Raw genomic sequence first — 18,964 nt, 5'->3', positions numbered from 1 at the left:
GAGCTGACGAATACTAATCGGTCGAGGACTTATCCACACTCTTAGCAATCATGCAGATCCAGTTTTCAAGGAATGAACGATATTAAAGAACCGTGCAGTTATTTCTGCACGGTTCTTTTTTGCGTTTCTTTTTTTGTCCCTACAGCTCACTGTACGCTAGATGCAGCATGCAGGGGAGGAGGAGAGAAATGTCGATACACCCGCTGAGATTACTGGCATTATTGCTGCTGGCAGTATGTGTCGGAGTAGGGGCATATATGATTCTGAAACCGCACACGGTTACTTACATTCAATTGCGGACAAGTGTGGAGAAGAATAGCGGGCAGCTACTGGAAGCAAAAGATTTAGAGCCATTGACACTTACTATGGGAGGTACATTTCAAAACCCGTCAGTCCCCATTCCAGGATTAATCCCGTGGAAGGAGGCTTCGAACCTGATCGGGTTACCCTTCACACGCCAGATAAAGGGTGGGCGTCCGCTGCTTGAAAACGATTTGCAGAGAGCAAATCAGATTCAAAGTGAGGCAAAGCTGACCGAACTTATGACCGGAATGAGCATTCCTGTAGACAATGTAGCAGGTGTATCTCCTCATCTATCTACTGGTGAACGAGTCCATGTCTATGCTTCGTTTGAAGATGACTTAGGCGCTCACTCTGGATTACTGCTGCAAAACATGCCGATAATTGGTGTTCAGCGAGAAATGGAGGGCAATCAGCCGAATCTGATAGCGGTCACCCTTTCCCTTACACGAAACGAGGCTGTCATGTTAACTCACGCACTTCATTACGGTAAAATCCGCTTGGGATTGGCTGCAGTGCTTGAGGGGCAAAAGGCAGGAGTAGGCGACGCCCAGTTTGCTACTGCGTTAATGAGAACAAAGAAAAGATGGGGTAAACGTGAGGAGGACTATGAATGAAAAAGCGCTTGCTCATAGTAGATGACGATAAGGATTCTACGAGCGCATTAGTAAGACAACTGGCTGAAAGTACGTGGCTTGAGATTTGTGGAATAGCCACAGGCATCGATGAGGCATGGAAAATGCTACAGACAACGGGCCCTGACATGGTAATGCTAGGAACAATAAGGGGAGCAGAAAGAGGTGTGCTTTGTCAGCAATTCCGTCTCGCTTATCCTCAGCTCTCCTTTATTGCAGCGTGTTCGCCACAAGAGCTGATGTGGGAACCGTTTTTTCGAAATTTGGGACTCTGGGTGATTGTGAAGCCAGTTCAAACTGGACAGCTCGAGGCATTGGCGATGGTGCCTCAAGCATTGAATACAGGAAGTTCCCCTCTACAACAGCCTGCACAACTTGCAGCAACAGCTCCCTTATCTGCCACGGTTTCGCATACGCAACAGGCTGCAATTGAAAATAATCCCGATCCATCCTATGGTGTCAGCTCTGGACCGAAGCATCTGATTACTGTATATGGCCCCAAGGGTGGAGTAGGTAAAACATTTATTTCACGCGAGTTAGCGGTTTTTTCCACCATGCAAAAACGAGAAGGGCGCCCTCTTCGCGTATTAGCAGTTGATTTTAATCTCGACCTTGGTACCTTTGCTACTACGTTAAACCTCCCAAGAACCCCGAATCTTTTTACATGGGTACAAGATATCGACACTCAACTACATTCGTATGCTGAGCAACAAGGAAGAGATCCATTTACACTACGAAACGAGGAATGGCAGGAGTACGCATCTGCCATTAGGTTATCTCCGCAGGACATCGAAAAGTATATCGTGACACATACCGAAACAGGCTTGCATGTCCTGACATCCCCACGTGATATACGACACAGCTTTGAAATTCGGGACTATCATCTCTATCTCATCCTAGAAACGTTAAAGCAAAGCACGTATGACGTTATCTTAATCGATACTGCACCCGATACAACAGATGCAACGATTCAGGCCCTTTTTTTTGCTGAACAGGTCGTAATGGTTGGAAACCCTGTAGTGGATTCAATCGAAAACATTCAGCGGCTACTTAAGTTGCTGCGGGAGGCAGAATATCCCGAAGAACGCATACAGGTCTGCATGAACCGGCTTCAACGCAAAGAAATGTTTACCTTGGATGAAATCAGAGCGTATTTTCAATTGCATCCAAGCAAAAAAATATTTTCAGTCCCCGATGATGCTGAAGTCAAAAAATCGATTAATACTGGAGTGCCAGTCATGCTGCATCCAGGAAGAATTGCTGCAAAGGATGCGATTGAAACATTGGGAAAGGCATTATTGCCTATAGATCCAGAAATGGTTGGCTCTGCCCCAAAAGAAAAAACGAAGGAACGCCCATCTCTATTCCGATGGCTATGGGGGTAAAGGAGGGAACAGGATGTTCGACAAGAAACAATTGCTCGGTCTTTCAAAGGAACCACGCGGTAAACAGGATTTGCGGTCCATGGGGCGCGAAACGGATCGAGTTCCGAATACTTTGCACGAAAAGATGCAGACATCATCCCACTTGCAGCATGCAGGAGAGAACTGGATCGGCCGAGAGTCAGAGACCTTGATCCGAACGCAAATTGTAGAAAAGTACGGAAAGCGTTTATGGGAAGAAAAGCATTCTCCTGTTTTTATAAACGAACTGACTCACGACATTAAAATGCTTCTTGAAGCACAAACGACACTCTCTTCCCTACACATCGAGGCGGAGGCAAAGAGATTGCTTCACTCTTTGACAGGGTGGGGACCATTAGACGCATTGTTAGAGGACAATGACGTGAACGAAATCCTCTTTCACCGGTTCAATTATTTAGTTGTGGAACGAAAAAGTACGGGAAGACTGGAGACGCCTGATATTGATGTTTTTCGCGACGAGGAAGAAATGCTGCGGTTACTGGAGCAGATAGCAGCTACGATGGGGCGTGAATTTAACGAAACGAAAGCAGAGCTGCACACTCAGCTTCCTGATGGATCGCGGGTTGCCGCTACACACCGTTCTATCTCACCAGATGGCCATATGCTGACAATCAGAAAACATCGCGACTTGCTTAGTGAAGCAGACTATTTGCGTTATGGCTCTATATGCGAGCCTATGCTCCTATTTTTAAAACGGGCGGTAGGCTTGTCTCGCGCATCTGGTATTGTAAGTGGTGGTACGGGATCAGGTAAGACACACATGCTTAATCTTATATCTCAATACGTTCCTACCTACTTGAGTATTATCACGATCGAGGATGTGCTGGAAATGAAGCTCCAGCATCCCTTTGTTCGCAGATTTTTGGCAAAGCCAGCAAATTACGAAGGGAAGGGCGGCTTTTCTATCAAGGATTGTGTACGCCTCTCTCTGCGTAAACGGCCAGATGTAATTATGGTCGGCGAAACTCGGGGTGGCGAAATAGTAGATATGCTTTGGGCAATGAACACGGATCACCCGGGCAGCTGGAGCACCGCACATGCGAATTCACCTCGAGCTCTGGTCGACTCCACCCTTCCTATTTTGTTTGGCAAGGCAGATGAGGTATACAGCGCAGAGGAACGAAATTTGATGATTGGATCAGCGCTTGATCTGATTGTGCAGGTAAAGCGGTTTGAAGAGGACGGCAGCCGCAAAGTCGTAGCTATTACAGAGGTTGTCGGTACAGGACAGTCACATGAGGAATGGATTAAAAGAGCGTGCAATATCAAGCATGTCATACCGGACCGCGTGTATCTCCAGGATATATTTGTCTACGAGCCAACAGGTATTCAGGACGGGAGAGTGACGGGCCATTTCAAATGGACAGGCTATCGTCCGGAACGATTAATCAAACGTTGGTTGGAAAAGGGATTATCACGGGAAGAAATTGATCAAGTCTTTTTTACACAGCCAATACCTGTGTAGGAGGAAGAGCATGGAAGATATAAGCTTGCCTATCGCCTTTGGTATCGGATTCGGAATTTTGCTGTTGTTTGCACCACAGAAGCTGTATGTACAAAACCGTTCAGATAAGCATGCCATTGTTGGCTTACTGCAACAGGATAGGAAAACAATATGGAACAGATTGGATGCAAGGCTAGCGAAATCACGTTCAGGGTGGGGGGTCCACCAGTATGTGACCCTCTCCTTCTTGTTTGGACTGATTTCTTTTGGGTTAAGCAGTCAAATCCTGAAATCCTGGTGGCTGGCAGCTCCGGCTTTACTAGCAGGAGTTTTATTTGCGGAGAGGTTAGTCAGCGTCTGGGGTGCAAAGAAAAAAGACCAATTTGAAGACGGGAATGTGAAGGCAATTCGTCTCATGGCGAGCGCATTGCGTACGTCCCCTTCCTATTTGCACGCATTTGAACAAGTTGCGTCGAGCCCTTTCCTGGCAAAAAGTATAACCGATGAATATCGCCGTATCGTTGAGCTGCTGCGAGCACAAGTACCACTTGAGCATGTGATGAATGAGTTTTATGAGCGAACGGGTAGTGCTGATGTAAAGTATTTGGCAACGATTATTCAAATTCAAAGGGAGATGGGAGGAGATATGGCCAAGACCCTTGATTTGGCAGCCTCGTCCATTCTTAGGCGCAGACAGTCACTACGGAGACAAAAGGCAGCTATGGCACAAATTGTTGCACAGGTGAATTTGTTAAGTGCCATGCCATTTGTCTTTGTAATCGCATTGTACTCCAACAATCCGCATCATTTTGATTCCCTCAATGCTACCTTGGGTGGGAGATTGATGATCTTGGGGTGTTTAGCTTGCATTTTGCTCGGTGGAGAGGCAATCCGATACGTTGCACATAACAGCATGCACAAAGGAGCGTGAGTCAATGCTGCTCATTTGTATCGTAATAGCACTGGCGCTCTTTATGTATGGTTTGCCAGCTTGTTTGAGCAGGGCAAGCCAAGCAGATGGTACCCTCTTTGGCAGGATTGAGCAGGAACAAAAAGCACGTTTGGATCAATCCTTTCACCAAAGAAAAACGCGCTGGCAGCTGGTCCGTATATTGGAGAACAACAATCATTTGATGAATCGATTATGTTTGTGGACAGGAATAGATCGGCAAAAAACAACTGAGATTCTATCGAGACTGGGCTGGAGAGTGCGATTGGCAGAAGTCATTCTTTTGAAGGCACTGAGCATGGTTCTTATCGCTTCAGCACTTCTTAATCTTGCTGTACATATGTCGATTGAACAATCGCTAAAGATGGTAAATGGTCTTCCTTTGATCGGCAGCTTAATGCTATATATGCTTCCATCATGGCTGCTGGATTGGGGAGACAAACGTGCAAAAGACCAGATTCGCGAGCAGGTTCCAGTCTTTTTTAGTATCGTGCAATCGTTGGTAGAGGCGGGTATGCCCATCCAAGCGGCAGTGAAAGAGACAGCGCAGCGTTTTGATGCGCGACTTGGCTATGAGCTTGCACGTCTTGAATTTGAGCAAAAGCGGTATGGGACATGGAGAAAAGCGTTAGAGGAGCTGGCGTTTCGCTGGGAAGTGGATGCGCTTACTACCATTGCATTGGAAATGAATGAGGCGATCAGCAAGGGGGTCAGCATTGCCCAGATGCTATCCGTTCAAGTAGAGGAACAAATGAGACAACAGGAGGATGAAGCGTCTGCACATATGAATCGCTTAAATATTCGTTTACTCCCGTTTGTCATATTGCTGATGGGGGTTCCTTTGCTGTTCCTTGTTATGGGGCCAGCACTGATTGGAATTGGAGATCGCTTGTAAATATTTTTGCGAGGGTCACTGTCTTTTGGCAAAGTCATAGATAGAAACCATAAAGGAGTGAATGGTATGTCTATGATCTCAAATTATCTCAACCGTTTTTGGAGGGAAGAAGAAGGTGTTACGATCGTGGAAATGGTTATTATCGTTGCGGTTATCCTGATCTTGATTATTCCGACACTATCCTCATTGGGTGAAGCGGAAGACGCCAAATTAAAGGAACTGCAAGAAAAGATCGGCAAATGATGAGCGTTGTTGTCTTTACGGTTTTGCTAGTAGCCGCATGGTTTGACTTGCGCCGTCGCAAGGTTCCAAATGCGATTACATTTCCTGTGCTGGCAGCAGGATTATTTTTTCAATGGTATAGCGGTTCCATAATGGTCGCGTTAGCTGGTGTAGCCGGAGCCTTTCTTCTTACATTGGGTCCGGTTGCGCTTAAAGGAATGGGAATGGGAGATCAAAAGCTGTTGATGGCTGTAGGAGCCTGGAGTAGCTGGAATGAGGTGTACCCGTTATTCCTTAACTCGATTTGGCTATGCCTGCTGTTTCTCTTACTCTATCCGCGATCGTGGACGCGTTTACGGGACAATTTGCGTGCGATAGCGATAGGGTGGATTACCCATAGACAGCTTTGGATACCCGGATTGGATCGAACAGCCCTCTCTTTTCCGTATGCAATCTTCTTGCTTGGTGCTTTTTTGTTCCAGCATTTTTCGAGTTATGTGGGGACGAGCTAAATGAAAAAAAAAATTCGGCGATTCATACAAGCAGTCGTTCACGACGAGCGGGGGAGCCAGATTCTAGAGTTCATTTTGGTTTTTCCTCTAGTTTGGCTGTTAATCATGTTTTCCTTTGATCAATTTAGCATTTTATACAATAAGCAAAAGGCGATGGCGGCTGCTTATGAGGCAGGCAGAATTGCTGCGGTTCAACCAAACTATGGATTAGCGGCCTATCATGCAACAGAACGTGGGGAGACTGAACTGAGCCAAGGAATTGGGGTTACCGATGGGGAGATTCGGCTGCAGCTCGAGGGAAGGGGCTGGAAAAAGGGCAACCATCTGAGAGCAGATGCTACTGTTTCGTTTCGACTGCTAGCGACTGGGAAGCCGTACGAGATAACGGAGAGTTACTACATGATGATAGAAAATGCGGAGGCTAAAAAATGATCCGATTTTATCGTCACTACAAACAACGATTGAGAGAAGAGCATGGAGCGATATTGGTTTCTACAATCTTTTTCCTCTTTTGCTTGGGAGGGTTATTATCCCTTTTGTTATTTTTAGAGCAAAGCGATCTATTGGAAATGAAAACACAACATACAGCAGATATCGTCTCAAAGGGTGCTCGTGCCGCTGGAAAATGGGAGTACGTTGACTCTGAAGGGGAAAGACAATTAAGACTGTTTGCCACTACCGACAAAGCTGTACAAGATGATGCAGACATCGTTAGAGGGGCACGTGAAGAGGCAGCAATACTTTGGCAGCTAAACAGTCCAGCGCTAGCAAGTGAAGGCAAGGAAGCTCGTGCGATTCATCAAAAGGGAGAAAAGGCGTATCTGTACCGTCAAGGAATCTATCATGTGCGAGTAGAGGCAGGTAGAAGCATTCCTATATGGTGGGGCGAACTTGATGTACAGGTAAGACGAGTTTCACAGTCTGGAATATATGAGTAAAGTCACATGAAGTCAAATGACGCACTGTTATTTTTGTCCTAAACCATTGTGGTAATTTTGTATTATATTCCAAAAATGGTTATAGGAGTGAGGAAGCAGTGCCGTCAAAAATAGTAGAACGGTACAAACGCATTCTCAGCGGAGAGCAGAAACGATTTTCCCCGTACGAGTTTGAAGATGCGCAGTACCGCAAGCAAAAAGTGCAACTAGTTGTTCGCTATGCGATTGAAAACGTAAAACGATGGACACCTGAGCAAGCGCGGCGGGAATTGAGCATTCAGGATATCAAGCAACTGAAGCTGCATTTAGTAAGGGAGTATATAGAGCCGCCGATTGAGGCGAAGCCAGACGATGTCTATTATTTTGTCGAATTTGCCTATCCGTATTTACCACGTCTCCCAGAGGAACAACGTGTACTTTGGGTTTATCAGGAGGTCTTGGCTGGTATTCGTCGCCATTTTCCCCCATTGTATTTCCAAAGCATCAAGGGAGAGGAACGAGCAAAAGTATGTGTCGACTATATGTGCCAACACTTGATGAGGCTTCCTGATCTGTACGAGTTACCCAAAATCTTTGGGAAAACAGAACGTGCATACAGTCTTCTGAAAAAGTATAAGTTAAAAATCCTGGTAGACACTCTGTATTTTTCTCCATTCGACATGGTGACTGAGATGTATCCGGAATTAAGCAATCCTGCCTTCTGGGAAGACAGTTGAAAAATATTTGCAACACCCCACTGTCTTTTTTTACGGTAGTAATAGTTTCATTGGCTTATAAGCACATGAAACGGCCGTACTCTACAAGGTGAGAGAAGGAGGCGTTGCGCATGGCAACAGTGGAGGCTCACCAGCAGTGCTCCGTATACATGGAGCAGCTTCTTGGGCGGACGGTCCGCTACCAGAAGCACAAACCTGGCAGTAATCTTTCAGTGGAAAGATTACCTGAAGGGACTTTTCAAATCGAGTCCGTACATCGGTTTGGAAACAGGGTAGTACTCAATGACGGGATTATTGTAATGGAGAATGCTCCAACCGTCATGGAGCGCGGAGGAAGGATTGCACTTCTATTCGCGACGGGAGAAGAGCTCTATTTTGTAGCAGAGTAATTCTCACGATCACCTTACATGGATGCGTGTAAGGTGATCATTTTAACGAAAATAAAAATGAATAACATAAAAACAAAAAAGATTTGACGAGTGGCGAAAGATGTAGCAAAATGTCTATTAAAATAAATTAATGTAAAAATATGGGAGAGGTGAGAAGTGTTGGTGAATAGTGCAATAGAATTAGTCAACCGTTGCTACGAAGAGACAAACAGACTGGTTTCACTACAGGAGTTAAAGGAATCATTTATCGAGTTTGTATTTGGAAGTTATCAGGAAGAATTTGTGGCTCGACATGATTTAGAAGATTTCTACGAGCATCTGGATCAGCTCCAGCTCACCAATTGTCGAAGAGACTTTGATAAGGCGGTAGAAGAGTGGTATATCGTCCAATACGGCTGCGAATCTAATGATGCGAATTATCATGACATCTTATTTACTCTCGTGAAGGAAGCTGTAGTATTGTATCAATCACAAAATCGTCTTTCTCTCATCCGTGACGTTACAAAGCTTTTGACAATCCCAAGTGGATTTATCGCTCGATGGAAAAATGGATTACTTGGCGAGCGTTCTCTGCCAACATATTTTAAGTATCTGATGAAGCTTGGTGTTCGGGCTCAAGAGGACATTGAATCACTGGTAGATATGTGGCTATTAGAATATCCCAATGCATTTGATAAAAAGCAGCAGCAATTGTTCGCCAATCCACCAAGACGAGGCAGACCCAACAATGTAGAGCTGGCATTATTAATCGAGCTTGCGATGAAAGTAAAGCCAGAAATGACTTCTCAAGAACGTGAGCGATTGCGAAAAATTTACTATTATCATCGAAAATCACTCACCGTTCGAGAGATGGTTGAAAAATTCAGAAGTTACCTTGCAAGTAAAAATAAGACTACAGATTTTCAAGTAGGATAGCTATGTATCAAAAAGTGAATCAATTCGTCTCCCGATTCCGTGACCTTGAACAGAAGGAATTCATTCTGACTGGTGAGGAAGAACGGCGTTGGAAGATGCTTAAGGAAAAACTGGCAGTATCTCAATTAGCTGAACAGCCAGAGACTGTTACTCGCAAATGCATTGCCATAACGAGTCTCTATGCTCAAGCTGGTGCCAGTTTTATATCTGGAAATATCGCGTATGCCTGGGCTGGAAAGGGAGTACCTGTTACTCTGTGTGAACGCCCGAATGCGATTTCCTACTTTTACTTTGCGCTTGATTATGAGCGTAGGGCCAAACAACGAGAGAATACTCCCACATCACAGCTCCTCATGCAAAACAATTATCTTCGCATCCAGATGGAATCCCCTTTGAATCTTCAACAGAAATCTTCCAGCACAGATATAGCCAGTTGGCTTCTTCGAGTAAGCAAGGATAGCCCGATCGTTATTATAGATATATCTTCTGGTTGGACAGAAGACGAGACGAATCAAATATTTGAAATGGCTGATGAAATCTGGGTTGTATTTGATGCAGATCTCGCTCGTCTTACACGATTGTTTCTAACGGATGCAGCACCAACTTGGTGGATGAGTCAAAAAAGCAAAATCAGGTTCGTTGCAAACAAATGGAATAATCAGCTTGCGAAGTCCAGCGTCATGAAAAAAGTGGAAGGAACACTCTCTCTTTGGAACAGTGAGTTTACTATCTCCAAAGTAGAATGCATGCTGCCGTTGATAGATAGTGAGAGGACAGCGACCGCCCACTCAAAGGGAAATTTATTACTTGAGAGCTTCCCAGAAGAAGAAAGTGAGTTCCAATCATTGATTCATGCTTATAAAGGAAGGATGTTATGAAAAAGCAAACCTTGTTTTTAATCTGCTTGATATCTTTTCTGTTGGCAGGTTCATCCTTCTACGCAGCTACTCAGTATATAGATGTGATGGCAGCCGAACGATTATTTGCCCCGGTTGTAAAAGTCGCTCCGGGCAAAGAAATATCTCCGTTTGAACCGATTACGCAAGATGATGTTGTACTCGTGCAGGAGGAAATAGATGAAATATTGCCTGATTCTGCTCGTGATCTAGAGAGTGTCGTAGGAAAGCGTAGTACGCAAAGCATTTATGAAGGAGAGCAATTGCTTACAAAAAAATTGACTGATTCTCAGTTGCTACCTGAAAAGGGACAGGCAAGATATGAGTTTCCGTTATTGGCTATACAACCATTAACTGAATTGCGAAAAGGCGATCATGTGAAAATCTGGGTGAAATACAAGACAATACATGAATTACAAGATTACCCGGAACCTTTGCAGTTCAAAAAAACAAATGACACAGCAGAGCTCTTGTTTGAAAGTCAGTTGGCTAGTGTCAGGGATAGTAATGGGATAGAAATTTATACGTTGAAACCAAGCCTTCTCCCTTCACCTGACCAGATGGATGTAGTGTTTAACGGCTCTCGTCAAAAACCGCTATTAAATAGTGAAAAACGGTACAGAGACTACAGAGTGCAGCCAACTGCTCTACCGGCATTTGTCGGTTTTAATCTAACCGATCAACAGTATGTGATTCTCAATGAGGCAATGACGTATGGTGTTGTGCAGGTCGGTCATATCATGGTTTCAAAGGAGCAAGCTTCATGAAAATTTTGGTGTGCTATCCTATGAAGTCGTTAGTGAAAACGTATATGCCTGCTTCTTCCGAGGCATTGGTGGCTGAGTCTGCAGAAGATTTTCAAAGACTGGCTCATCTATATCAGCCTGATTCAGCTGTTATTTTTTCCGAAATGTTTACAACACCTGCGTGGGTATGGCTCCCGGCAGTAAGATCGTCATTACCGAAACAAGTACCGCTTATTATTGTTCCGTTGTACAGAGATGAATCGATTATGAAACAGGTGATAGAAGAACTACTGTTAGAGGGAATCTATTTGCTTTCAGCTCAGCTGTCGCAAGAAGAGATTCGAAGCAAGATTGGTCTGATTCTTGGCTTTATTGAAGAGTCAGCTGGCTATACGGAGGGTGAACGGGAGGGACTTGTTTACTCTCTTATGAGTTATGGAGCTGCTGGAATCACTACTTTCTGCATTAATTACCCTATCTTGTTAGCAAAACATTACCCTGACAAGTCTATCGTCGTTCTTGATATGAACAGGGCAAAACCGGACCTGACGAGATTTTTTAAACTACATCATAACCAGCTGGCCCTTTTTCGACCTGACTTCTTAGATATTCATACGGCAACAAATCGAAAGTGGAGAAGTGTATGCAAACAAAGCAACCACAGGCCAAATCTATACTATGCACATGCAGCGAGCTTGTGGAAGAGCTGGGAAATTACCAATTTAATAGCGGCTTTCCGAATGCAATTTGATTATGTATATATCGACTGGGGTTATTGTTTTCCCGAGACGGAAGCGATGCAACGTTTACTATATACCGCTGATCGTAATCTGCTATTTGTTCGGGCAGATCCATTCAGTGTAGAAAGCTCCAGAGAGTGGATTCGATCTTGGAGAGAAAAGGGAGTCCAGTGTGAGGTGTTGCTGAGTCATCTGGATCAAGGCCAGCCATACCGAATAGGTGAGGACATTGCCTTATATGGAGTTGTACCACGTATTTCTGAGAGTAGACTGATGGAATCCCAACGTAGCAACAGTGTTTTAGTCGAGGAGTTTTTTCCACCCAAATTGTACATCAGCAGCTTGAGGGAAATTGTAAAAGCTGAGTACGAAGTGAGGAAAGCGGTGTCGAGTTGATGAAAATAATGGAACCTCAATGGACGGCATCAGGCTTGCAGAGCGTTGAGGATATTAAACAGGCAGCCAGAGATTATCTCAATCATTTTGGGACAACCAAAGAAGAAAAATTTGAGATGCAACGGATTCTATCGATGGCAGAGCAAGGTGACCGTGACAGCCATAATCATATTATTCTTCGGCTGCAGCATTATTTTGAAGAAGTCATAAAGCGCCCGATAACAGAAGAAATTTTACCGCATGTCAACGGATATGAAGGTCTAGCCTTTGCAACATACGGCTGGGGAATACTAGATGCTGTTCTTCATCTTTCTCCATGGGTAGAGGAAGTGCGAATTTCAGCAAATAGAAAAGTAGCTTATTTGGAACAAGGGGTAAAAAAGTTTCTCCCGTACATTCCTACCTGGAAAGAAGTTGAGACTCTCCAACAAAAGTTAACAAATGCGGCTGGTCTTTCCTTTAATGAAAAAAAACCGCGTTTGAGTGGCTACCTGGATGCATTAAAGGCGAGATTGACGATGTTTACGTTTCCATATTCCAGAGTGCCCACTATTCTCGTAAGACGCTTTACTACCCCATCCTTTTCATTGGATAACCTGAGGACGCAACAGCAGTCTACATTTGATCAGAGAGTTCAATGGTTATTAGAACAACAAGTCTTCGGTAGAGGGAATGTACTGGTAATAGGACCAATGGCAGCAGGCAAGACAACACTTATGCTATGCATGTTAAAGCTCAAGGACCCACTTACTGAGTACGTTACTATTTTTGAAAGTGAGCATGAGATGCGATTTGGGGATTTCTGGCCAGGAGAAGTTATCGAGCTGCAAAATGTTGAAGAAATTGGAATTGAGCTTGCCTATTGCTTTAAGGATATGTACCGATCTACAGCCAATACGATTTTGATTGGGGAGATCAGGGAACCTATCGAAGCCTACCATTTTATCAATGCAGGCATAAGAGGAACAGACGCAACAATTGGGGCTATGCACGAGCGTTTTCCACATAAAGCGTTGCAGGACCTGACAGATCTTGTTTATCAGTATGGGGGAAGAAGTATTGAGTTGACCCAAGAGAGAATTAGCAGAGCAGTCAATTTTGTTAACTCACTTACTTATCGCAATAATGGTCATCGCTTTATTGATGCTATTCATGTTACAGAATGGAATGAAACATTTAATCGTGTCGACTCTATACCATTAGTGAGTCGCAACATGCAGACAGGTGCTTACGAATGGACGGGCAAGAAAATAAGTCCCCAGCTGGTTGAATATATGTGTTATATCGGGAAGGCAGAAATCGATATTTTGAGAGAGCTAAGACTAACAGACATAGGTAGGCAAATATGATGTACATGCTACTCGTTCCCATGTTTTTATGTCTCTTTATCGCTTTTTTATTCCTTGGATTGCATTTGTATAGACGTTGGTCAACTCCACGCGTTTTCTTTCCTCAAACAGTGTCTGTCTGGAGAGAAAGATTCCTGCAAGACCCAACGAGACGCCTGATATATGAAACGTATGATCGTTGGTGTCACATTGGAGGAGGTACGCCAGAGGCTCATCTACTTCTCTCACTCATAGGCGCCGTGGCTGGTTTTATATCAGGCGTTCTATTAGGAAACCTTATTGTTTCAATGTCTCTGTTCCTTTTATTTTTGCTGTTGCCTAGCCTTTTACTCTACGCACGTTTCACTGTTCGTATTAATAAGAAAATAAGCTCGTTTTGCCGGTTTGTAGAGTTATTTGCACGATATTATAACAGTCGGAAAAATATTATTCTGACCTTTCGTGACATGATCGATGAATGTCCGAAAGAATTGCTTCCCGAACTATTGCTCTTGAATAACAGTCTTGCGGATGGTGGCAATCCAGTAACAGCTATTGAACAATTTGCCGAGAGGCTAGACCACCCGTGGGCTTTTGATTTTGCAACATATATTGCAAGTGGATTAGAGGGAGAGACAGAGGACATCCAGTCCCCACTCAACAGACTCACGAATGAAATGTTTGTCCAGCAGGATGAAAAAGAAGAGAGAGATAGTGAGATTTATTCGATCTGGATTAGTTTGTTGGTCGTCATAGTCATTTGTGTTTGCCTGATTCCCTATAATCAAAGTCTTTTAAAAGACTCTTATCGGCTTTATTTTTATACGCCTGATGGACAGGCCATCTTGGCCCTTGCTGTAACGGTATGGTGCTTTTCTATTTTGCTGGCCTTTATCTGGGGACGGAGGTATCGCTAATGCCAGTGACTGTTATGTACACGTACTTGGGATTGGGTACACTCTTCATCTTTATTGCCTCATTTGTGATAGGCAAATATATAGCCAGCACTTCAAAACCTAAGCTGTTTGTATCAGGTGTTTGGTGGAGAAAATGGGAGCAGTCCTTACACGCGGATGAGGACGAGTATTGGGATCAATTGCTATCCAGGGCGGGGAGACCGTTTGGATGGGGGAAGCCGGAGTGGGTTTTTCTTCAGATTCTATGTGGCAGTGGGGTCTGCATTCTGATTCTACTTTGGGTCATGGTAAGTCGTATGGAGTCGTTTCCTCTCATTTCAATGTGCTTGGCTTCTGCTGGTAGTTTTATGTTGCCCTACATAGGATTGAAAATGTGGGCGGGTCATCGTGAGGATCTATTAAGCAACGACATTGCCCGCTTTATCAATCGCTATGTCACACTGTTGGAAAACCAGGTTCCTATTTACAGTGCTATGGTGAAAGCAGCAAGACCCACACGAAAGCTGAAGGAGTATGTACCTACGCTATCCGAGTGGAATAAAGATCCTGATGAAGCACTGGAAGATTTCAAACGCAAAATAGGAATAGACGACGGAGTGATTCTTGTTTCCAGCATGCGTACGATTGAGCAGCTTAGCGAGGGACAAATCAGTGTAACCATGCAGCGGATGGAGTGGGCAGTCGATCATCGGAGAATGTTTCGCCATCGAAAGAAAATCAAATCATTAGGGATTGGCTACAGTGTGATCGTTTACCCTGCCTTTTATATGGGGCTCTTGGTTGCTATGTTCCCTTGGTACAAGCTGCTTACTGAAATTCTCGACAAATATCTAACCTGAGGGGGAGCTGCTCATGACCAAGCTCTTATCTATCATCATGTGTATTGTGTTCTCTTTGGGCATCATCGTTTCCAGTCTTTCCAATATTAATAGCTCGGTGGTCAGGGATGGGGGATTAAGGGATCGTGCGGTTAGCTGGATAGATCAAGCAATTCCTTAAGGAAATAACTAGTGCTGAATCAACTATCAAATTACAAATAGTAGACAGAGGAGAGTGTCGTATATGTCAAAAATGTTCTTCATCTTTTTAGCATGCGTTATGGTTTTAGGGATTGGAGTGAGCTCCTACGGCAACGAATTAAGCCCGGCAGCGAATGATTCTGCGGAAAGCATTAATCGCTCGATTACTTCTCTTAATTACGACACCAGAAACGAAAATATCAACTACCGGATGCAAAATGGCACATCCTACACGTCAAACTGATGCTTCACCATCACGTGTTTTTAATCATTTTAATCATGGTAGGGAGCTTGGTATCGATTTTTTGGGCTTCCGAGCCAGAGGAAAATTTGCGCCAGTCACAACAGGAGAGGGTGTATAGAGCGGCGACTGTTATCTTTCATTAAGAGATACGGGTGCCCTCGAGTAAATGGTTAAAGCTAAGGTCTTTCTTATTTGTTTGTCTGTGTTGATCGTAGTTACGTCCGCACTAGGAGCATATCACATGTATGCGATGGAGCGAGCAATTGCCCGGAGTATATATGCGGATATCCTCGACGACATGCAGGATATTGGCTACTTGGAACCCTCTTTGGCCGATTACTACCTTGAGAAAATGGAAGAGCTGGGCTGGGACGTAAGTGTGGATGTATTTGCCGGAAGCTGGCCGCGAGTAGAGAATGAGCGAGCTCGGAAGGAACGACAGGAATCAGTGACTCTTACATTAACGGTCACTCCTTCGAGAGTAGCACAATGGCTTCATCGCTTTGCAGAAGGAGAGGTTTCATTTTCATTTGCCGGAAGCCGTCCCTCTGAATATTTTGATCCGAGGTGGTAGTTTGTGAATAAAATGATTACCATCTTGGTACTGCTAGCACTGGTATTGCCTTTGACGGTGAATCTTCTTTTTACTGGTCCTGATAATTTATTATCGGCGTGCACCCGTTTTTTTGGTGAGCTACTCACTAGTGTAACGCGATTTGGTGCGAGCTGATGGGGCAATTAATTGCAGTTATTCTCAACGTGATGGTTCTTCTGCTGGTACCGTTAGGAATCTTGCAAGTCCATACAGTGGTTCAGACACGTAACGAACTGCTAGAGGTGAGTGCTGCCGCTACGAAATATGTTAGCAATCATGGTGGTATGAATGAAGTACGTGTGCAGCAAGAGGTTCGAGCATTTATTTCTCGTGAGCTGGCAGAAAAAAGATTGTCTCTCTCCGAGCCGGAACTCGCAGTCACTGTCACTCGCATTCGCGCTGCTGATCCGATTCTTTGGAGCCATGAGGACGAGTTTGTGCTGCAAATGTCGATTCCCTTTCCACAGTTTACGAAGCTGATTCCGATGCCCGCCAAGAATCTGCAAGTCATCCGGCAAGGGACGATTAATGTGATGGATTACGACTTATCATAACATAATCACTCCAGTTAGGAGGCTAACGATACGGGAATCAACGTCTTATCCATATCAGTCATCTTGTTCTTTTTACTCGTTGGTATGTTTGTGGTGGATGCAGATGTAGCCATGCAAAAGAAAACCGAGGTAAAAATGCTGTTGGAGCTGGCGAACCACGATGCTAGCTTTGCAGTCGACCCTGTTTTGAAAACAGAAGGGGTAATTGATCTGATCGAAGACGAGGCCATGCAACGCTTTGACAAGCGGATGAAAGAAAATGGCGGTTACATGCGTGAGCAACAGACGTTTGTGCCAGCAGCTAACAGTGTGACAACAGAACCGATCCCCTTTACCCGATACTACGTAGATTTTCGTTCCTGGGAGCGTGATCTGCAATTGCGCTATCAATACAACGGGGAAAGGTTTGTCGTGGAGAAAGCGACACCGGGCGTAATTCGTCCAAAAGGAGGGCGCTTGCAGATTACGGTCGTAACAAAGCAAGGCACTGAGCTACGTCTCGCACCAAAAACCATGGTAGGTCCGTCTCATATAATCGTTGCCTACGTAGACGAGCGACCGTTTCTCCCGTTGCTGCCAGCCCATGCTTTTCCTGTCGTTTCTGTCGAAGAAGTGAAAGATTAGTCAGACTTATTTACAAATTATGAATTTCTCTGTTACTATGTAAGAAAGTGCTTACCCAGCTTGCGATTGTGAGGAAGTCGCTCTCCGAACGTCCCGCATGGCCGGTCTTTTAAGCATAGTAAAAGTGGGGTTTTTGATTTGTTTGATAAAGATACCATTTATATTGTTGGCGATGCTCAGTCTTCCTCAAACAATCCGATTACGCAGCAATTCAGTGCGTTTTTTATCGGGTTGGTTGTCGATACTACCAACGACAAAATTGTAGAAGCTGCTTGCTCTGCGACTGTCCAGCTGACGTCAGATTTTGCCCGATCAATCTTTATCGGTCACTCCATCTATGCGTCTGATGAGATAGGGGAAGAGATTCGCTTACGGTATTTTGGATCTTCGCAAAAAACATTGATTGCTGCGTTTAAGGATGCACAAAAGAAGTACAAACAGGCCATAAACGCGAGAAGTAAAGCAGAGATCACCAAATAACCAACTTCATAGGCTGCTTTATTTATCCGTATGCACGGCATACACGTAAGTAAAACCCAGCAAGTGCCCGAGTCAACGAGCATTTGCTGGGTTTTTTGGATTAACCTGATTTCGCTTTAAAAAGGAGGAGAGTCCTTGCTATCTTTTGTCTTCCGCAGATTTATCTCCATGATCGTTACGTTGTGGCTCATCATTACACTCACGTTTTTCCTGATGCACGCTGTTCCGGGTTCTCCTTTTGAAAGAGAAGGGAAAGCACTGAATGCATCTGTAGAACAAAACCTCAATGCGTATTTCAACCTGGATAAGCCGTTGATGGTCCAGTACGGACTCTATCTGCAAAAGCTGGTGCAGTTTGACTTGGGTCCATCCACTGCCAACAGCGCGGATACGGTGAACAAAATGATTGCCCGCGGATTCCCCGTCTCGTTTCAGCTTGGTGTCATTGCCGTCCTGTTTGCCATCTTCTCCGGTATCGGGCTCGGCGTCGTTGCGGCACTGAGGCATAACCGTCTGATTGACTACGTAGCCATGATTATCGCCGTTATCGGAATCTCTATTCCTAGCTTTGTGATTGCTCCCTTGCTCATTAAATACTTGGCAGTGGAATGGAAGCTGCTGCCGACCGCTACCTGGGGTACCTGGCAGCACGTCATTATGCCGGCACTGGCCTTAGGATTTGGTCCGATCGCGATTATTGCTCGCCTGACGCGCACCAACATGCTGGAGGTGTTGACTCAGGAGTATATCGAGACCGCTCGCGCGAAAGGGCTTTCACCGGCAACGATTATTTTGAAGCATGCGCTGCGAAATGCGATTTTGCCAGTTGTCACGCTGCTTGGCGCTTTGATCGCCAACGTTTTGACAGGAAGCTTTGTGATCGAGAAAATCTTTGCGATTCCCGGAATGGGTAAGTATTTTGTGGCTGGCATTATTAACCGCGACTACTCCGTGATTATGGGGACGACCGTCTTTTATAGTGCCCTCTTGATTTTCATGATGTTTGTCGTCGATGTGTTGTACGGCATCATCGATCCACGAATCAAGCTACATCGAAAGGAGAGCGAAGGATGATCGTTTCTGACG

At 44.7% G+C, this 18,964-nt stretch carries 25 protein-coding genes; all 25 read left to right on the top strand.

Annotated features, from left to right (window positions below):
• The first annotated feature begins 188 nt into the window (after nt 1–188).
• The 25 genes from SB752_RS30850 (at nt 189) to SB752_RS30730 (ending at nt 18,952) form a co-directional block, all read left to right on the top strand.
• Nucleotides 189–917, top strand: a complete 729-nt coding sequence (locus SB752_RS30850; protein ID WP_410719236.1) for an RcpC/CpaB family pilus assembly protein — start codon at nt 189–191, stop codon at nt 915–917.
• The gene (locus SB752_RS30845; RefSeq protein WP_410719235.1) at nt 914–2,320 is read left to right on the top strand and encodes a CpaE/TadZ family protein; all 1,407 of its coding nucleotides are present in this window, start codon (nt 914–916) and stop codon (nt 2,318–2,320) included. Before SB752_RS30850 ends, SB752_RS30845 begins: the two co-directional genes overlap by 4 nt.
• A gap of 13 nt (nt 2,321–2,333) precedes the next feature.
• Nucleotides 2,334–3,824, top strand: coding sequence for a TadA family conjugal transfer-associated ATPase (locus tag SB752_RS30840; protein ID WP_410719234.1), 1,491 nt, complete (start codon nt 2,334–2,336; stop codon nt 3,822–3,824).
• 10 nt (nt 3,825–3,834) lie between these two features.
• The gene (locus tag SB752_RS30835) at nt 3,835–4,734 is read left to right on the top strand and encodes a type II secretion system F family protein (protein ID WP_410719233.1); all 900 of its coding nucleotides are present in this window, start codon (nt 3,835–3,837) and stop codon (nt 4,732–4,734) included.
• Between the two features lie 4 nt (nt 4,735–4,738).
• Nucleotides 4,739–5,647, top strand: coding sequence for a type II secretion system F family protein (locus tag SB752_RS30830; RefSeq protein ID WP_410719232.1), 909 nt, complete (start codon nt 4,739–4,741; stop codon nt 5,645–5,647).
• A 66-nt stretch (nt 5,648–5,713) separates the two neighbouring features.
• Entirely contained in the window at nt 5,714–5,890 is a 177-nt protein-coding gene (locus SB752_RS30825; RefSeq protein WP_410719231.1) for a pilus assembly protein, read from the top strand.
• Nucleotides 5,887–6,381: an A24 family peptidase gene (locus SB752_RS30820; RefSeq protein ID WP_410719230.1), complete on the top strand. Its 495-nt coding sequence runs from the start codon at nt 5,887–5,889 to the stop codon at nt 6,379–6,381. Before SB752_RS30825 ends, SB752_RS30820 begins: the two co-directional genes overlap by 4 nt.
• Nucleotides 6,382–6,813 (top strand): TadE/TadG family type IV pilus assembly protein, encoded by a 432-nt coding sequence (locus tag SB752_RS30815; RefSeq protein ID WP_410719229.1) that lies wholly within the window; start codon nt 6,382–6,384, stop codon nt 6,811–6,813.
• Nucleotides 6,810–7,319: a hypothetical protein gene (locus SB752_RS30810; RefSeq protein ID WP_410719228.1), complete on the top strand. Its 510-nt coding sequence runs from the start codon at nt 6,810–6,812 to the stop codon at nt 7,317–7,319. The genes SB752_RS30815 and SB752_RS30810 overlap by 4 nt, the downstream gene beginning before the upstream one ends.
• Before the next feature lie 98 nt (nt 7,320–7,417).
• A complete protein-coding gene (locus SB752_RS30805; protein ID WP_410719227.1) occupies nt 7,418–8,035 on the top strand; it encodes a DUF4046 domain-containing protein in 618 nt (205 codons plus the stop codon).
• A 110-nt stretch (nt 8,036–8,145) separates the two neighbouring features.
• Nucleotides 8,146–8,424: a hypothetical protein gene (locus SB752_RS30800; protein ID WP_049739107.1), complete on the top strand. Its 279-nt coding sequence runs from the start codon at nt 8,146–8,148 to the stop codon at nt 8,422–8,424.
• Nucleotides 8,425–8,580: 156 nt separating this feature from the next.
• Nucleotides 8,581–9,339 (top strand): hypothetical protein, encoded by a 759-nt coding sequence (locus SB752_RS30795; RefSeq protein ID WP_410719226.1) that lies wholly within the window; start codon nt 8,581–8,583, stop codon nt 9,337–9,339.
• Between the two features lie 2 nt (nt 9,340–9,341).
• Entirely contained in the window at nt 9,342–10,217 is an 876-nt protein-coding gene (locus tag SB752_RS30790; RefSeq protein ID WP_410719225.1) for a P-loop NTPase family protein, read from the top strand.
• A complete protein-coding gene (locus SB752_RS30785; protein ID WP_410719224.1) occupies nt 10,214–11,002 on the top strand; it encodes an SAF domain-containing protein in 789 nt (262 codons plus the stop codon). The genes SB752_RS30790 and SB752_RS30785 overlap by 4 nt, the downstream gene beginning before the upstream one ends.
• Nucleotides 10,999–12,117, top strand: coding sequence for a hypothetical protein (locus SB752_RS30780; RefSeq protein ID WP_410719223.1), 1,119 nt, complete (start codon nt 10,999–11,001; stop codon nt 12,115–12,117). The genes SB752_RS30785 and SB752_RS30780 overlap by 4 nt, the downstream gene beginning before the upstream one ends.
• Complete coding sequence (locus tag SB752_RS30775; protein ID WP_410719222.1) at nt 12,117–13,466, top strand: ATPase, T2SS/T4P/T4SS family; 1,350 nt, start codon at nt 12,117–12,119, stop codon at nt 13,464–13,466. Before SB752_RS30780 ends, SB752_RS30775 begins: the two co-directional genes overlap by 1 nt.
• Nucleotides 13,463–14,362, top strand: a complete 900-nt coding sequence (locus SB752_RS30770) for a hypothetical protein (protein ID WP_410719221.1) — start codon at nt 13,463–13,465, stop codon at nt 14,360–14,362. Before SB752_RS30775 ends, SB752_RS30770 begins: the two co-directional genes overlap by 4 nt.
• Nucleotides 14,362–15,201: a hypothetical protein gene (locus SB752_RS30765; RefSeq protein WP_410719220.1), complete on the top strand. Its 840-nt coding sequence runs from the start codon at nt 14,362–14,364 to the stop codon at nt 15,199–15,201. The genes SB752_RS30770 and SB752_RS30765 overlap by 1 nt, the downstream gene beginning before the upstream one ends.
• A 13-nt stretch (nt 15,202–15,214) precedes the next feature.
• On the top strand, nt 15,215–15,361 hold the full coding sequence (locus SB752_RS30760; RefSeq protein WP_162839538.1) for a hypothetical protein: 147 nt from the start codon (nt 15,215–15,217) through the stop codon (nt 15,359–15,361).
• A 63-nt stretch (nt 15,362–15,424) separates the two neighbouring features.
• Entirely contained in the window at nt 15,425–15,625 is a 201-nt protein-coding gene (locus SB752_RS30755; RefSeq protein WP_122910656.1) for a hypothetical protein, read from the top strand.
• Between the two features lie 166 nt (nt 15,626–15,791).
• The gene (locus SB752_RS30750) at nt 15,792–16,199 is read left to right on the top strand and encodes a hypothetical protein (RefSeq protein ID WP_410719219.1); all 408 of its coding nucleotides are present in this window, start codon (nt 15,792–15,794) and stop codon (nt 16,197–16,199) included.
• Nucleotides 16,200–16,354: 155 nt separating this feature from the next.
• A complete protein-coding gene (locus tag SB752_RS30745) occupies nt 16,355–16,774 on the top strand; it encodes a hypothetical protein (RefSeq protein ID WP_410719218.1) in 420 nt (139 codons plus the stop codon).
• 60 nt (nt 16,775–16,834) lie between these two features.
• A complete protein-coding gene (locus SB752_RS30740) occupies nt 16,835–17,398 on the top strand; it encodes a hypothetical protein (protein ID WP_410719239.1) in 564 nt (187 codons plus the stop codon).
• 138 nt (nt 17,399–17,536) lie between these two features.
• Nucleotides 17,537–17,878, top strand: coding sequence for a DUF3870 domain-containing protein (locus SB752_RS30735; protein WP_410719217.1), 342 nt, complete (start codon nt 17,537–17,539; stop codon nt 17,876–17,878).
• A 135-nt stretch (nt 17,879–18,013) separates the two neighbouring features.
• Nucleotides 18,014–18,952 carry an ABC transporter permease gene (locus SB752_RS30730; RefSeq protein WP_410719216.1) on the top strand — a complete coding sequence of 313 codons (939 nt, stop codon included), beginning with the start codon at nt 18,014–18,016 and terminating at the stop codon, nt 18,950–18,952.
• Nucleotides 18,953–18,964 lie beyond the last annotated feature (12 nt).

The organism is Brevibacillus sp. SIMBA_040 (assembly GCF_046535075.1).
In the GTDB taxonomy this organism is placed as follows: Bacteria; Bacillota; Bacilli; order Brevibacillales; family Brevibacillaceae; genus Brevibacillus.
Note: the sequence above shows the minus strand (reverse complement) of the source record. Positions and strands in the feature narration are given on the sequence as shown.